This is a genomic window from Faecalibacter sp., assembly GCF_057177045.1.
This window is the reverse complement of record NZ_CM169987.1, coordinates 2,081,816-2,097,603: the sequence shown is the minus strand read 5'-3', so window position 1 is coordinate 2,097,603 and position 15,788 is coordinate 2,081,816. Positions and strand designations below refer to the sequence as shown.

The window sequence follows — 15,788 nt, the reverse complement described above, 5'->3', positions numbered from 1 at the left end:
TTAAAGAATCATTTATGAGTATTGCTTATACTTATTAATAAATTTGTTCATACCAACACATAAGAAATATCCGAATAATAATGCAATAGGTAATATTAATTTAAAATTCTGATTTGTCGTTTCTTTATTAGATTTTAAATCTGCGAGTTTAAAAATTACATTTTTACTTTCAATTAGTTGCTTGTCCAATTTTTTGTTTTCCTCAAGTAAATATTGTTTGTTTTCAATCAATTTGTTAATTTCAGTGAATACCTCAATATTTACATTGCTATTTGTAGAAGGTTGATTTGTTCCTAATTTTTCAAATAAGTTATTAATATTTTTTATTGAAATCTTATTTTCTTGAATCTTTGATTTTAAAAATTTTTGGTTTAATAATAAACGTTCGGTGAAATAGGTTTCATTATTCAATTGTTTAAGAATACTATCAATTTCTTTTTCTCCTTTAATATAATTTTTACTATAAAATCGAATTAGATGATAAGGATAAACTTGCTCTGTTTCATTACCCTTAGTATGTTTGACTAATTTTACATTGTTGTCTGCTAAAAATTTTGCAATTTCTAAGTTATTTGCATTTTCAGACATAAAATTAAATATGTCTATAATGGGTTCTATTTCAACAGATTTTATGGCTGAATTTTCCTTAAATTTTAAAGCGTTTATTTCTTTATATAAAAATGATTGACTATCTACATTTGGAGTTACAATCAACTCATGCTTGAAATTACTTCCTTTAGAATAATAGTCAATTCCATAGCCTAAACTTGCTCCTAATACCAATAAACTTAGGATTATAAATTTTTTAGCAAAAATGAATTGAATAAATTTATAAACATAATATCCAAATCTATCGATTGATTTAATAAATGCTTTAAATAATTCACTAATATTTATTTCTTCAGAGTGATTGTTTTTTAAGTCCATTTTTGTTGAATATATTTGATACAAATATATTTAAATTTTGATAGGAAAAATTTAAATTAAAAGCCTTAAAAACTCTATAATAAATAATTAATGTCTGTAAGAAAAAGATTCAATCAATTTGAAGTCGCAATTGATACAATCCTAATTGTTACCTTGCTAATCTTATTTCTAAGATTTCACTATTTAGTAAATATAAAATATATTATTCCTACTTATAATGAAATTATAAGTTCACATTATAAAGCGATTATTCTTATTTCTAGTTTTTGGTTATTATTAGTGAATAGTTTTAATTATTTATCTATTAAAAACTTTAAACTATATAAACAATTGGGAGTCTTATTGAAAATCTTTGTACCCTTTTCATTATTTTTCTTTACTATTTCAAGTTTAAAAAGTGAAGATTTATTATCATCCAATTTATCGATCCTTTATCTGCTGACTACTTTTATATTTATATTATTAATAAAGCTTATTTCTTTTTATCTTTTAAAATATTATTTCCAAAAGGGGAAATATACTTCAAATGCTGTAATAATTGGAAATAATAATAATATCGATCGTTTTTTAAAAATTGTGAATAGAAGAAAAGATTTAGGTATTAATATTCTAAGAACCTTTAATGATAATGATTTTAATAAAATTGATATTCACCAATATTTTAAAAATAATAAAATTAATATAATTTATTTTGCTCAAAACGGGCTAAATTATAATTCCATTTATAAAGAATTTTATGATATAGCTCAACGAAATCACATTGAGATAAATTATATACCCTATACCTTTGAAGAGAAGGTGTTAGAATTCAGTATTAGCTATATAGATACTTTACCCATTTATAGTATTAAGAAATATCCGTTGGATTATATCTTCAATCAGATTATTAAATCTTTATTTGACATTATTTTTTCATTCTGTGTGTGTGTATTTATTTTAAGCTGGTTATTCCCAATTGTTGCCATATTAATAAAGCTAGATTCTAGAGGTCCAGTTATATTTAAACAAAAAAGGAGAGGTTTAAGTGGTGAAGAATTCGATTGTTATAAATTTCGTACGATGCGTAATGATGGAACTAATTCTATAAAAGCTACCGTCGTAAATGATTCTCGAGTAACTAAAGTTGGTCATTTTTTACGCAAAACTAGTTTGGATGAATTACCTCAATTCCTTAATGTCTTAAAAGGGGATATGTCTATTGTAGGTCCACGTCCCCATATGATATCTCAAGATGTGCATTACAGTGAAATTATTGAAAAGTATAATATAAGAAATTACGTAAAACCGGGTATTACTGGGCTTGCTCAAGTAAAAGGCTATAGAGGTGCTATAAATTGTGATAAGGACATGGAAGATCGTATAATCACTGATATTTTTTATGTTCGAAATTGGTCGCTCTTATTAGATATTCAAATTATATATCAAACGATTGTTTTGATTTTTAAAGGGGATGAAAACGCTATTTAATCGCAAAAAAAAACCTTAGAAGTTGATTCTAAGGTTTTAATTATTATAATATAAGCTGATATCTTACCAACCTGTATAATCTTTTTCGTTTTCGCTACCAAACTGTGTTAATTTGTATAACCACCAACACATTAAACCGAAACCTACTGCAGTAAAGAACCATCCAGCCCAATAACCAACTGGTACCAATAGAGTTTCAAAGGCCCATTTAAAAAATGCGCTTAGTGCAAAAAATAAATCAGTTATTAATCCCATATCCTAGTTTATTGCTTAATTTGCATCAAAGTTATAAAAATGTTAGTTAATCTACTCGCGAAAAGAAATTTTTTTATACAAATTTTTATCATTTTTCTGTTTTTCGTGCTCGGAGCTACGAATTTTAACAGTATTTATTTGAGCAAATTAGAATTTGTTGGGGTAGGCCTAACGATTCTTTCCATTGCATATGTAGGATATGTCGATCATCAAAACGAATTGATTTCGAAAAATTCGTACACGACATGGTTTTATATGCTTTCATTAATGCCATCCATTTTGACATTAACGGACTATAAAATTGCGGGAAGTTTACTTTTAGTGACCTATATTACAACCAAATTAATTTACTTTGAATCAGATAATACCGAAAAATACGAGGCATTTGATATTGGGGTATTTCTAGGGTTTGCTATTCTTTTACATCCTCCTTTATTTATATTAGGAATTGTAATCTTAGGGTATTTTCTATCGTTACGAGCAATAGATTCATCTATTTTTATTCTTTCAATTTTAGGACTTTTAGTACCGATTTTAGTTTTTATACAAATCAGCTATTTATTGGATTTTGAATTTTTAATTGATTACTATCGTGAAGCGTTAATGTTGGATTACTTCCGTTTAGATATCAAACAAATTTTTCTTATTCCGATTGTCCTTTTGGCTGTTGTAGCATTTATCAATTATGTCAGAACAATTAACAAAGAATCTGTTCAGATTAAACGAGTATTCTTGTTGCTAAATATTATGCTATTGGCATTAATCGTGACATCAGCTCTCTTCGGGGGATCACAAATTATACAACTTAGTTTCTTTGCTTTTTTATTTATGATCATCTTCTCGAAATATTTTACCAATAAAAAAGCCCACTTAAATTGGCTAAAAGAAACCATTTTGTGGACTTATTTAATTTGTATGTTATTTTATAACTTTTATGATCGAATTCCGAGAATCTACAGTTTGATCACGGAGGTAAGTCTTTAATTCAAAGTTTTCTCCATCAAACACACCATATGTAAAATAATTAATCCAATCACCTAAATTAAAGTGTTTGGATTTTTTTATGTCAATTTCCATAGGCAAATGGCGGTGGCCATACACAAAGAAATCATAATGTTTACGATCCAATTGACGTTCGGTATATTGGATTAACCATTCGTTATCTACGCCTAAGAAATGAACATCTTCATCTCCAGAAATCATTTTATTCTTGCGAGAAGCAGTAATTCCAAGCCACATGGCTAAATCGGGATGCAAAAGATAAAATAAGAATTGACACACTTTATTGGTAAAGACTTTCTTCATGCGTTTATAGCCCTTGTCTCCTGGACCTTTACCATCACCATGAACGATAAAAAATTCTTTTCCGTTGATGACAAAGTCTTGTTTATCTCTAAATATGATGGCTCCAATCTGTTCTTCTAAATAATCCTTCATCCATAAATCATGGTTTCCAACATAAAAGTAAATTGGAATTCCACGATCAGCAATTTCAGCTAATTTACCTAAAACGCGAACAAAACCTTTGGGAACAACATGTTTGTACTCGAACCAAAAATCAAACAAATCTCCAAGAAGAAATAGAACACCACAGTCTTCTTTAATTTCATCTAGCCATTGTACAAATTTTTTTTCGCGCACTAAACTTGCTTCTTCATTCGGTGCACCAAAATGATGATCCGATGAAAAATAAGCTTTTTTTCCTTCAGCTAATTGGATGTTTATTGGTTGTCCTCCGCTAACCATTCTCCGTAAGAATTTTCAGTTTCGTGAAGTTTTAATTTGACTAATTCGATGTGCTCTGGTAAGCGATTTTTAATGCGATCCACCATCCATAACATCATGTTCTCACACGATGGTTGATAATCAGTAAAGATGACGCGATGACCTTCTTTGATCAAGTGGTCTCCTAAATGTTTGTGAGGTGAATTTTGATTTAATAAAATCGCATGATCAAAAATATCAACAACTTCTTCGTTTACAATCTTTTTTAAATCTCCAAAATCCATCACCATACCCAATTTCACGTCGCCAACGTCTTCAGAAGGTTTTCCTTTCACTGTTACAAACAATTTGTAAGAGTGCCCATGTATGTTTTTACATTTTCCATCATAACCATGTAGGGCATGAGCCGTTTCAAAGTTAAATGTCTTTGTAAGTCTTACGATATTCATTAAATTTATGATTAATGCTTTAATCTGCAAAGGTAATGGAAATCAGAACAATCGTAAATTCTTTGATTGATTTATTTTTTCCCATGCGGTGTATCCATTGCAGCGATGTTATTGCGTCTACGCAAATATTGTGTGTTCCATGCAGTACACATTTACCTTATACCCATTGGGAATTAAATCAGAACAATAAAGCTTTCAGACAATTATATCAATATTGTAGGGTAGAAGCCGCTTATAGTTTACTCCATTTCTCAAAACGAAATGTAACGCAGTCCTTATTGCATGAAATGAAGTATAAAGCTCGTCCAGAGATTGGAGCATTACTGGCAGCAAAAGTTAATATCGATTTATCAGGATATGATGGGATTATTCCAGTTCCATTACATCCAAAACGATTAAAACAAAGAGGGTATAATCAAGTGGCTGATTTTACAAAGAAATTAGCCGAAATTCACAGCTTGCCCTATCTCGATCAAATTTTGATTCGGAATCGGTTCAATTCTTCTCAAGTATTCAAGAATAAAAGGGATCGTATTCAATCCTTGAATAATGCCTTTCAGTTGATGAATCCAGAAATAAAAGGGCATTACATTATCGTGGATGATTTGATTACTACAGGCGCTACTTTAAGTCAAGCGATTGTACCATTCAATGCAAACAATGGTGTTAAAGTCAGTGTCATCACAATCGCATGTGCATAATCCAACGCTTTTTTCTTAACTTGCGTGCATGAAGAAACTTGTAGTTGCAAGCCTGTTAATGGCAGGTATTTTTTCGCTTAATTCTTGTGCTCGTAAAGGGTCACCAAGTGGAGGTCCAAAGGATATTGATCCTCCTGTAATGGTAGCTTCTTTTCCTGATACAATGGCTGTTAACGTTGATCCAAACGTTAAAGAAATTCGCATCGACTTTAATGAATATATTCAGTTAAAAGAGTACAATAAAAATGTAGTCATCTCACCACCATTTGAAAAAGCTCCGGTGGTGACACCATTGTCGATGGCAGCAAAAGAATTAAAAATTAAACTACAAGAACCCTTACAGCCCAATACCACATACAATATAAATTTTGGAGATGCTATTCAAGATTATAATGAAGGGAATAAGTTATCGAACTTTTCTTATGTTTTTTCAACAGGGAGCTATATCGATTCATTAAATGTAAAAGGTCGAATTTCTCCAGGATTTGATTTCGAGTTACCCAAGAAAACATTAGTCGGGTTATATAAAATCACGGAAGAATATAACGATAGTGTCATTTTAAAATCAAAACCCTATTACATTTCCCGTGCGGATGAAAATGGGAATTTTGATTTAAAGTATTTAAGCCAAGGGAAATATAAAATTATTGCTTTTGAAGATGTGATTGAAAATACAAAGTTTGATCCAGCAAAAGAGAAAGTAGCTTTTCATAATGAAATCATTGATTTAAAGGGAAATGCTTCAGTAGATTTAAAATTATTCAAACAAAAACCCAATTACCGTTTTTCAAAAGCAGAGCAAAAAGGATATGGGCACATTGTCTTTCGTACAGAAGGGGCAACACAACCTGTGACAGTATCCATTTTGGAACGTGAATTTCCAACAGCAGTAATTGATGCGCATCCAGCAAATGATTCAATCAACTTTTGGTTTAATCCAAAAACGGAAGGTTTTACCAATAAGTCTGAACGTATTTCATTCGAAGTTAAACACGGCGATAAAGTAGATAAAGCAACAGTATTATATTCAAATCCAGTAAAAGAGTACGAGTTTAATTTTAAAACGATCAGCAATTTAAAATTAGCACCAACAAGCCCTTTTGAAATAGCTGGTTCAGCGCCTATTGCATCTATTGATAAATCCTTAATAAACGTATTTAAGGATACAGTTCAAATTCCGTTTGATGTACGTATTAATGAAAAAGATAAACAAATTGTTGAATTCTTATTTGAGAAGAATTTAGGTGAGAATTTTGAAATCAATGCGTATCCTAATGCTTTTAAAGATATTTTCAACACACCAAACGATACGTTGGTTTATCAATTTAAAACAGGTCAGCGAGAAGATTTTGGGAATTTAAAGGTTCGCCTTCAAAACTTACCAGAAGCACCAATTTTCTTGCAATTGATTCAGAAAAATCAAACGTATAAAGTGGTACAAGAACGAACAGGTACCTCGCGTGAATTTGAGTTTCCTAACTTAACACCAGGCGAATATTATTTACGTGTGTTAATTGATTCCAACAATAATGGGGCATGGGATTCAGGAAATGTTTTAGATCAAATTCAACCAGAGCCTGTGTACATTTATCCGGATAAAATTCTGATTCGAGCGATGTGGGATTCGGATGAAACATGGATCATTGGTAAGGAAAGTGAATTTACAGTACCGATTGAAAAAGAAGTGAAAGAAGAGCAAGATCCAACTAAAAAATAACAAGAAAGCGAGCTAAATAGCTCGCTTTTTATATTTAATCAATTCGAAGATCTTTCGTAATCGAACTTGAAGGTTGAATATCATAGATTGGTGCACCTAAATGACGGTGAATAATTCGGGATATTTCAATATAAATGCCGTAACGCGTTTTAGAAATCTTTTGCGTAAAAAATTGATCTTTATTGGCGATAATGATAGCGTTAATAAATTGTTCAATGGTCAATTGATTCCACTCAAATAAATAATAATTGAATATCTTTTTAAGCTTCGCAAAACGTTTACTAGAGTGTTGAGGTATTTGTAAATCTAAAGTACTTTCGAAAGTAGAAATGTTATCTAGGAGTAAATATCTATTGACTAATTCATAAAGTTTTACATCAGAATTCCAATGACTTTTTAATAAGGAAAACACTACGTTGAATTCCGTTTGATCATTATTAGTTATCAACAAATAATCGGCGACTAAATCTGCGATTTCTCCTACTTCAGAAATATTCCTGATATCATCATCTTTGAAATAAATATCAAAATACTTTTCGATGGTGATGATTAATTCAACCGTATCCAATCCCATATTTATTGGAATAAAGTGCGGTAAATATCCTCCACTTTCGATACACGAATAATTTTAATGCCATGATCGGTATCTTTTATTTTATTGTATTTGGATACAAAGATGACATCAAATCCTAACTTTTCAGCTTCAATAATACGTTGTTCCACACGATTTACAGCCCTAATTTCTCCACTTAAACCTACTTCGCCCGCAAAACAACAATTATCTGGAACTGCAGAATCTTCGTTGGAAGATAGAATAGCGGCACAAATCGCTAAATCAATCGCAGGATCATCCACACGGATTCCACCTGTAATGTTCAAGAAAACATCTTTCATGTTCAATCGGAATCCCGCACGTTTTTCTAAAACGGCCAATAACATATTCAGGCGTTTTGAATCAAAACCCGTTGCCGTACGTTGTGGTGTACCATAAACTGCAGTGGAAACCAAGGCTTGGATTTCAATTAACATGGGGCGAACTCCTTCTAAAGTGGCGGCAATCGCATTTCCACTTAATAATTCATCTTTCTTTGTAATTAAAACTTCAGACGGATTAGTCACTTCGCGTAATCCTGCACCTTGCATTTCGTAAATTCCGATTTCGGCTGTCGAACCAAAACGGTTTTTGTTTGCCCTAAGAATTCGGTAAATATGGTTGCGATCTCCTTCAAATTGTAAGACAACATCCACCATATGTTCTAAAATTTTAGGACCAGCAATCACACCTTCTTTGGTAATATGCCCAATCAAGATGATCGGTGTATTCGTTTCTTTGGCGTATTGAATCAATTCAAAAGTCGTTTCACGAATTTGTGAAATACTTCCAGGAGAAGATTCGACGTGTGGTGTCTGTAAAGTTTGTACTGAATCTACAACAATGAGTTGAGGTTGAATTTCTTTGGCGTGTGCAAAGATTTTCTGGGTATTGGTTTCGGGTAATACAAAACATTGATCTGATTCAATTCCGATTCGCTCTGCACGTAGTTTGACTTGAGATACCGATTCCTCACCAGATACATATAAAATTTTGATGGTGTCTAATTTTAAAGCGACTTGTAGCATCAACGTTGATTTTCCAACACCAGGTTCTCCACCAACAAGGATCACTGAGCCAGGAACAATTCCGCCACCTAAAACACGATCTAATTCTTGATTCTTCGTTGAGATTCGGATTTCGCCTAAAGGATTAACTTCACGTATGTTTAAGGCAAATGTTTTTTCCGTTTTAGAACCTTTTTCTTTCCACGTTTTTTTCTCTTCGCCTTTGTCTATAATTTCTTCTACAATGGTATTCCATTCCCCACAACTTTTACATTGTCCCATCCATTGGGAGGTTTGTGTTCCGCAATTTTGACAATAATAGGTCGTTTTTGTTTTAGCCATTGGAAATGAGTTTTAATTAACATTCAAATTTAATCATTCACCGCGACAAAATAAGGTGTTGTAAAGCGTTAAAATCTTAAAATAATTTACATCAATAGATGGTTTAGTTAAAATTTAATTTCAGTTATTAACATTTTAGAGCTTTACGATAAAGTTGCGTTAAATGTTAAAATTCTGTTCAATTCTCGATTACTTTTAAATCAAATTGACACACTACTATGAATAAAACTCTACTTCTGACTTTTTTTTCAATGATAAGTCTTTTGACTTATGCACAACCTATCATGATTACAGGAAAGGTGGAAATAGATAATGTGGATGAACCACTAAATCTAAATACTATTGTTATAGAAAATATAACATCATTAGCGAAAACCAAAGCCAATGATTTGGGGGTGTTTTCTATAAAGGTTAGAGAAGGTGATGTATTACAATTTAGTAGCAGCTATACGACGCAGAGAAGTATTAAAATAACATCATCCATTTTATCCAAAGGTTACCTTAATGTGCATTTGGATTTAGAAGTAATAGAATTAGCAGAAGCGAATCTGAATCCGTTGAAGAAAAATTTTAAGGATAATATCCATACCTCGGATACTTCAAAGGATCAGTTGTATAAAAGTTTGGGATTGGATCCTAATCTTCAATACATGAAAATCGATCCGACCTATACGTCTCAGGTGAGTGGAGGATATGGTCCCATTAGTAGTTTAATTGGTATAATTAATGGATCGACAAAAAAAGCAAAAAGAACTTATGCAGCAATGAAAAGATTAAATGAAAAGGATAAAATAAAGTCTTATTTCGAGGAGAGTTTTTTTACCGATTATTTAAAAATTCCAGCGCATAAAATTTCTGAATATATAAGTTATTGTTACACCAATTATGAATTAAAAAAATTTGTGGATAATGGGCGCTATACAGAAATTGAAGAAATTTTAAAAGAGAATGTCAGCAATTACTTAGACCTTCTCAATAAAAAATAGAAAGAAATGATTAAGATAATTCAACTCCTAATGTTGTTGATAACATGTGGAGTATATGCACAAAGTGTTGATTTGGTAGGAAATGTAATTGTTGATAACGTGGATGAAGAGTTTAATCGTTCGGGAATTCATGTTTTCAATGAAAAATCAAATCAGCATGTGGTGACTTCTTCGGAAGGAGGCTTTCAAATCCAAGTTAAATTGGATGATGTCCTAATTTTTAAAAGTGATTTCACCCAAACAAGATCCATTAAAATCAGTCAAAACATAATCGAGAAAGGTTATATTAATGTACACCTGGATGTGGAGATGATTAATTTAGCTGAAGCGAATTTAAGACCGTTAAAACCAAATCTAAAAGATAATTTTGCGAAAAGCGAAACAGACGAGTATAAGCTTAAAAAATCCTTGGGCTATGATACGGATGAGTTTCGAAAAGCAATGGCCACTAAACATAATGACCAGAAAGTTCGTAATACAATTGCTCAAACTGGAGGAGTCAATTTAATTGGAATTGCGAAAATGTTTATTAAAGACAAAAGTCCTAAGCAACCTCAAAAAATGAATTATGAAGTGATTGATGAGATCAAATCTTATTTTACGGAGAATTATTTCATCAATGATTTGAATATTCCAGAAAAGCGAGTAACCGATTTTATCGGATATTGTTTTAAAAAATACAACCACAGAGGAATGTTTGAACAACAGAAAATTACTGAAATGTTAATGCATTATGAGCAAGCAGCACCAGAATTTCTACGATTGATTGCTAAACAGCCTTCTTAGATCGCGAGCTAATTCGGCTAATCATCACCATCGAAATTAATCCAAAAGAAATCATCGAAATTACTTGAGCGATATAAAGGATTAATCCGAAATAATCTCCAATTGCTCGCCCTTCACTTTGAAGACCTCCAGTTGCCAAGTAAATAGCGGAAAATGCGATGGACATAATATACGGATAAGCCAATCCTCCAGAAACGGGTAATATCATGCCTAATGATCCAGCAATTAAAAGAAATAGTCCTTCAGGGATTCCAAAATGTGCTGTATCAGGAAATGCATAAAAGACCAGATAGGTCATTAGAAAATAACTGATCCATATGGCAAAAGAATAGAAGACGAAAAGTCCCCTTTTTTGAAGTTTAGAAATGGACAGAATACCTTCCCAAAGTCCTTTTAAAAATGTAATGATTTTTTGGAAAACGGTAGTTTGAATTAATTTTTTCCAAAAGGAAAGAATAAGGATTCCACCAACAAATAGACTTGCACCCACCACATAAAATTTGGTGTATGATGGTTCTTTAATTGGCGTTTTAGCTTGGGCTTGATTCCCTAATTCAAAAAACTGCATTAGGGTATCGTAATTGAAAAGAAGCGTTAACCCAAATACAAGTCCTAAAAACATTAAATCGATGACACGCTCTAATACAATTGTACCAAATGATTTTTCAAAAGGAACCTTTTCCATTTTGTACATGGATGTAGCACGTGCAACTTCTCCACTGCGAGGTATCGTAAGGTTCATGAAATAAGCAAAAGCAATGGCCCAAAATCCGGATTGGGTTTGGGTATGATACCCCATGGGATGCAAAAGTAAATTCCATCGTGCGGCACGAAGCCAATACGAATAAATACTAATAGCCATCGAGGCAAATATCCAAAAATAATTCGCTTCTTTTAAAGCGTTTTGAACTCTCCCAAAATCAATTTGCTTCACTGTTATAACGATAAAAAATACCGCTAACAATGAAGCAAAGATTAGAAAGAGCGATTGTTTCCATTTGCCCTTCATAAATTGTATTGGAATTAATCTAAACGATTATTTTCGTTCGGGAATACCACAGTAGGCTCATACGTTTTAGCCTCTTCGTAATCCATCATGGCATAAGTAATGATGATTACAGTATCACCAACTTGTACACGACGAGCTGCAGGTCCATTTAAGCAGATTTCTCCACTACCACGTTTTCCTTTGATAATGTACGTTTCGAAACGTTCACCATTCTCTTGAACGACAATTTGTACTTTTTGTCCCACTACCATATTTGCAGCATCAATTAAATCTTCATCAATTGTGATACTACCAATGTAGTTAAGTTTTGCATCTGTTACTTTTACTCTATGGATTTTAGAGTGAAAAACTTCTATCATCATATTTGCAAAATTTTGCTTTAAAAAGCGCTTTAATTTTATTCGGCTAAATTACGAATATTTTATTGATTTTTTAGAATTGAATATTGTCTATCAAACGAATATCTCCGGCATAAGCCACTACAAATCCTCTTGCTTTTACATCCGATTTGAATGTCGAAATAGGCTGTAATTTTTCTTCGTCTGTAATTTCAAAATACTCTAATTCGAATGGCGATTGTGCAAATGATTCTTCAACATAGGCTTTCACTTCAGCAGGCGTTTGTCCTTGATTTTTTAGTTCAACGGCTTCTTTCAATACTTGATAGATGAAAGGGGCAGCTTCTAAATTTTCAGGCGTTAGTCGCATGTTACGAGAACTTAATGCTAAACCTGTTTCAGCACGAAAAATTGGCATTGGTACAATGGTAACATCAATTTGCTCTTGTTTGACCATTTCTTGTACAATGCGAATTTGTTGAAAATCCTTTTCACCAAAATAGGCACGATTTGGGTTTACGGCGCGTAATAATTTCCCTACGACAGTTGCAACACCATCGAAATGACCAGGACGGAATTCACCTTCCATGACATGTTCGATTCCTCCAAAATCATATTTTTTAGCCACTTCGCCTTCTGTATATAGATCAGCGACTGATGGTAAATAAACGTAATCAACTCCAATAGAAGTTAATAATTCAATGTCCTTTTCTTCCGTTCGAGGATATTTTTCTAAATCTTCAAGGTTATTGAATTGTGTAGGATTAACGAATATGCTGACTACAGTATAATCATTTTCCTGGATCGATGCTTTTGCTAAAGATAAGTGACCTTCGTGCAATGCGCCCATAGTAGGCAAAAATCCGATAGTTTTACCTTCGTCTTTTAAATTCTGAATAAAAGGAGTTAATTTTTCCTTTTCGGTAAATACAATCATAAAAATGATGTTAAAATAAACTAATATAAGGGCAAAGCTACTATAAGCAAATAATATATCAACATTTTTTTGTAATTTTGTGCCTTATTTATTCATTAGGAAAATAGTATAAAATATTATGGAAGGAAAACGCATATTATATGTAACAACAGAAATGACTCCTTATTTTCCTGAAAATCCGATGTCATCACAAGCATTAGAATTACCAAAAGTAATGCAAAGTAATGGAGCTGATGTACGAATCTTTATGCCAAAATTTGGTGTGATTAACGAAAGAAGACATCAATTACACGAAGTGATTCGTCTTTCAGGAATGAATATGATTGTTAATGACTTAGATCAACCTTTGATCATTAAAGTAGCATCTGTTCCAGGAGAAAGGTTACAAGTTTATTTCATTGATAATGAGGAATATTTTAAACGCAAAGAAGTGTATACCGATACGGATGGCGTTTTATGTTCTGATAACGATGAACGTGCAATTTTCTTTGCAAAAGGTGTTTTAGAAACGGTTAAAAAATTAAATTGGAAACCTGATGTGGTTCATGTAATGGGTTGGATGTCAAGCTTATTACCAGTTTATTTGAAAAAATATTACGCAGATGATCCATTTTTTAGCGATGCTAAAGTTGTAGTTTCTATCTTTGATAATGGCTTTGAAGGTGAGCTTGATCAAAAGTTAGTCGAAAAATTAACGTTTGATGAGGTAGAAGGAGATATTAAACAATATTTAGAAAAACCGACTCACTTAGGAATGATTCAAGCGTCTTTACAATATGCAGATGCAGTTGCAAAAGGAGAAGAGGTTATTCCACAAGATGTAAAAGAATACATCGAAAGTCAAAACATCTCGTTGTTAGATTATTATGATAAAGACCAAGCAAAAGAGGTTTATAATAATTTCTACATCGAAGAAGTGATGAACTCAAATTAATTTATACCACTCTAAATTACAAATGAAAAAAATTTTTAATATCCTTGTCGCGTCCGTACTTACGCTTACAGTTGGTACTTCAGTAGTCTCTTGTAACGAAGACCCGATAGGATTAGGAGGAGGATTAGTCGGTGGAGATGCATCAGGTTATGTAGATTCATTGGACGTAATCGCTTATAATTCTCGTTTTGATTCGATTCGTTCTGATCAGCGATTTTTACAAAATGCACTTCTTGGTGCATATGAAGAACCTGTTTTTGGACGTACACAAGCGAGTTTTATTTCACAGTTACGTTTAACTTCACTTTCTCCATCATTTGGGAAAAATCCATCAGTCGATTCAGTACAATTATTTATTCCGGTGTATTATAATAGTACATCTGATTCGGTACGTGTTGATACACTTAACTTATCGAAACCAGGGATAAAACCTGAAGATTCTGATACCATCTTAATTCGTAAAAGTTACCGTGTAGATTCTATTTATGGAAATAGAAATGCAACGATGACGTTGAATGTCAAAGATATTAGCACGGTTTTATATACGGATAAAGCCTATTATTCGAATAACAATTTAGGTGAAGATCAAATTGCTGTAAATTCTACAGTTTTAGGATCTGCCTCAGTTGGTGGTCGTGTGCAAAACATTACGATTAAACAAAAATCTTCATCAAGTAATATTTATGAAGAGCCAATTGGTTATAAAATTAATTTAGACAAAAACTACTTCAAAGAAAAAATTATTGATAACGAGAAGACAGGAATGTTAGATGACTATGCTACATTCATTCGTCGTGTGATTCAAGGTTTTCAATTTTCAGTAGAAGAAAATAATGGTTTCTTATTTGCATTTAATCCAAACGATATCCAAATGAGAATGTATTATTCGAATGATGGATCTACGGATGATGCTGAGAGAAATTCTTCAAGTATTGCATTCAATTTTTATAACTTATGGAATGCTACTTCGGGATCAAATGTTCAAGTGAATCATTTTATTAACTCAAATCAAGGGGCAGATTTCGTTAGAAATTATACTTCTCCAAATAAAACAGAAGGAGAAAGTAAATTATACTTGAATGGAGCTGACGGAACACGTGTTCATGTGAAATTGGTTCAAGATCAGTTGAATGCTTTAAGAACCAAAAAAGAAGCAGAAGGCTTAACATTTATTGGAGCAAAATTAGAATTCCATATCGATAACGCTTATAATTTACCAAAACCAGGATTTATCATGGCTTGGAATAATTATAAAAAAGAGGGTAAAGTAGTTGATGAATTGTTTGCAGATGTATTAGAATTTTATAATTCTTATCCAAACAATGTTCACTTTAACCCAATGATTGGAAGTAATAATTACTATACCATTGATATTACGAAACACTTCAAAAAAATGCTAGAGCAGAATGAAGAATTCGAAGATCAAGAAATGATTGTTGCATTAGGAAATTTCTTAATGGGAACTAGTGATACATCAACAATATTCTCGACAAGTCCTTTCTACAGAAACACTGTAGCTAACCCTTACCGCGTAGTTTTACATGGTAATAATATTCAGGATGAAGCGAAAAAATTGAAACTTAAAGTTTATTATACAAAAAAATAAATAGCTACTT

At 32.1% G+C, this 15,788-nt stretch carries 17 protein-coding genes; 8 read left to right on the top strand and 9 right to left on the bottom strand.

Translation table 11 applies throughout. From position 1 onward, the window contains the following. Nucleotides 1–12: 12 nt before the first annotated feature. Nucleotides 13–927, bottom strand: a complete 915-nt coding sequence (locus AC1QSP_RS09820) for a hypothetical protein (protein ID WP_484078541.1) — start codon at nucleotides 925–927, stop codon at nucleotides 13–15. Nucleotides 928–1,017: 90 nt separating this feature from the next. Here AC1QSP_RS09820 and AC1QSP_RS09815 point away from each other — a divergent pair, with 90 nt between their 5' ends. After that, nucleotides 1,018–2,394, top strand: a complete 1,377-nt coding sequence (locus tag AC1QSP_RS09815; RefSeq protein WP_484078540.1) for an exopolysaccharide biosynthesis polyprenyl glycosylphosphotransferase — start codon at nucleotides 1,018–1,020, stop codon at nucleotides 2,392–2,394. Nucleotides 2,395–2,457: 63 nt separating this feature from the next. Here the strand turns inward: AC1QSP_RS09815 and AC1QSP_RS09810 are convergent, their stop codons facing one another. After that, on the bottom strand, nucleotides 2,458–2,649 hold the full coding sequence (locus AC1QSP_RS09810) for a hypothetical protein (protein ID WP_484078539.1): 192 nt from the start codon (nucleotides 2,647–2,649) through the stop codon (nucleotides 2,458–2,460). A 39-nt stretch (nucleotides 2,650–2,688) separates the two neighbouring features. Here AC1QSP_RS09810 and AC1QSP_RS09805 point away from each other — a divergent pair, with 39 nt between their 5' ends. Continuing rightward, complete coding sequence (locus tag AC1QSP_RS09805) at nucleotides 2,689–3,633, top strand: DUF6427 family protein (RefSeq protein ID WP_322971472.1); 945 nt, start codon at nucleotides 2,689–2,691, stop codon at nucleotides 3,631–3,633. Here the strand turns inward: AC1QSP_RS09805 and AC1QSP_RS09800 are convergent. After that, nucleotides 3,568–4,395, bottom strand: a complete 828-nt coding sequence (locus AC1QSP_RS09800; RefSeq protein WP_484078538.1) for a UDP-2,3-diacylglucosamine diphosphatase — start codon at nucleotides 4,393–4,395, stop codon at nucleotides 3,568–3,570. The genes AC1QSP_RS09805 and AC1QSP_RS09800 overlap by 66 nt on opposite strands. Then, nucleotides 4,371–4,817, bottom strand: coding sequence for a 6-carboxytetrahydropterin synthase QueD (gene queD / locus AC1QSP_RS09795; protein ID WP_323674076.1), 447 nt, complete (start codon nucleotides 4,815–4,817; stop codon nucleotides 4,371–4,373). Before queD ends, AC1QSP_RS09800 begins: the two co-directional genes overlap by 25 nt. 41 nt (nucleotides 4,818–4,858) lie before the next feature. On the opposite strand from queD, the gene AC1QSP_RS09790 reads away from it, so the two are divergent. Together AC1QSP_RS09790 and AC1QSP_RS09785 are read left to right on the top strand one after the other, a co-directional pair. Next, a complete protein-coding gene (locus AC1QSP_RS09790; RefSeq protein ID WP_484078537.1) occupies nucleotides 4,859–5,524 on the top strand; it encodes a ComF family protein in 666 nt (221 codons plus the stop codon). 28 nt (nucleotides 5,525–5,552) lie between these two features. Beyond that, nucleotides 5,553–7,241, top strand: a complete 1,689-nt coding sequence (locus tag AC1QSP_RS09785) for an Ig-like domain-containing domain (RefSeq protein WP_484078536.1) — start codon at nucleotides 5,553–5,555, stop codon at nucleotides 7,239–7,241. A gap of 34 nt (nucleotides 7,242–7,275) precedes the next feature. On the opposite strand, the gene AC1QSP_RS09780 is transcribed toward AC1QSP_RS09785, so the two are convergent. Beyond that, the gene (locus tag AC1QSP_RS09780) at nucleotides 7,276–7,815 is read right to left on the bottom strand and encodes an acyl carrier protein (RefSeq protein WP_484078535.1); all 540 of its coding nucleotides are present in this window, start codon (nucleotides 7,813–7,815) and stop codon (nucleotides 7,276–7,278) included. A 2-nt stretch (nucleotides 7,816–7,817) separates the two neighbouring features. Beyond that, nucleotides 7,818–9,182 carry a DNA repair protein RadA gene (gene radA, locus AC1QSP_RS09775; RefSeq protein WP_484078534.1) on the bottom strand — a complete coding sequence of 455 codons (1,365 nt, stop codon included), beginning with the start codon at nucleotides 9,180–9,182 and terminating at the stop codon, nucleotides 7,818–7,820. Between the two features lie 284 nt (nucleotides 9,183–9,466). Here radA and AC1QSP_RS09770 point away from each other — a divergent pair, with 284 nt between their 5' ends. Together AC1QSP_RS09770 and AC1QSP_RS09765 are read left to right on the top strand one after the other, a co-directional pair. Beyond that, nucleotides 9,467–10,168, top strand: a complete 702-nt coding sequence (locus AC1QSP_RS09770; RefSeq protein ID WP_484078533.1) for a hypothetical protein — start codon at nucleotides 9,467–9,469, stop codon at nucleotides 10,166–10,168. 6 nt (nucleotides 10,169–10,174) lie between these two features. After that, entirely contained in the window at nucleotides 10,175–10,954 is a 780-nt protein-coding gene (locus tag AC1QSP_RS09765) for a hypothetical protein (protein WP_484078532.1), read from the top strand. On the opposite strand, the gene AC1QSP_RS09760 is transcribed toward AC1QSP_RS09765, so the two are convergent. The 3 genes from AC1QSP_RS09760 to panC form a co-directional block, all read right to left on the bottom strand. Further along, nucleotides 10,938–11,963 carry a lysylphosphatidylglycerol synthase transmembrane domain-containing protein gene (locus tag AC1QSP_RS09760; RefSeq protein WP_484078531.1) on the bottom strand — a complete coding sequence of 342 codons (1,026 nt, stop codon included), beginning with the start codon at nucleotides 11,961–11,963 and terminating at the stop codon, nucleotides 10,938–10,940. The two genes, AC1QSP_RS09765 and AC1QSP_RS09760, sit on opposite strands and share 17 nt — an antisense overlap. 14 nt (nucleotides 11,964–11,977) lie before the next feature. Beyond that, nucleotides 11,978–12,325 carry an aspartate 1-decarboxylase gene (panD, locus tag AC1QSP_RS09755; RefSeq protein ID WP_322971482.1) on the bottom strand — a complete coding sequence of 116 codons (348 nt, stop codon included), beginning with the start codon at nucleotides 12,323–12,325 and terminating at the stop codon, nucleotides 11,978–11,980. 70 nt (nucleotides 12,326–12,395) lie between these two features. After that, nucleotides 12,396–13,238 carry a pantoate--beta-alanine ligase gene (gene panC / locus AC1QSP_RS09750; RefSeq protein ID WP_484078530.1) on the bottom strand — a complete coding sequence of 281 codons (843 nt, stop codon included), beginning with the start codon at nucleotides 13,236–13,238 and terminating at the stop codon, nucleotides 12,396–12,398. A gap of 118 nt (nucleotides 13,239–13,356) precedes the next feature. Here panC and AC1QSP_RS09745 point away from each other — a divergent pair, with 118 nt between their 5' ends. Together AC1QSP_RS09745 and AC1QSP_RS09740 are read left to right on the top strand one after the other, a co-directional pair. After that, nucleotides 13,357–14,172 (top strand): glycogen/starch synthase, encoded by an 816-nt coding sequence (locus AC1QSP_RS09745; protein ID WP_484078529.1) that lies wholly within the window; start codon nucleotides 13,357–13,359, stop codon nucleotides 14,170–14,172. A gap of 22 nt (nucleotides 14,173–14,194) precedes the next feature. Further along, nucleotides 14,195–15,778: a DUF4270 family protein gene (locus AC1QSP_RS09740; protein WP_484078528.1), complete on the top strand. Its 1,584-nt coding sequence runs from the start codon at nucleotides 14,195–14,197 to the stop codon at nucleotides 15,776–15,778. Nucleotides 15,779–15,788 lie beyond the last annotated feature (10 nt).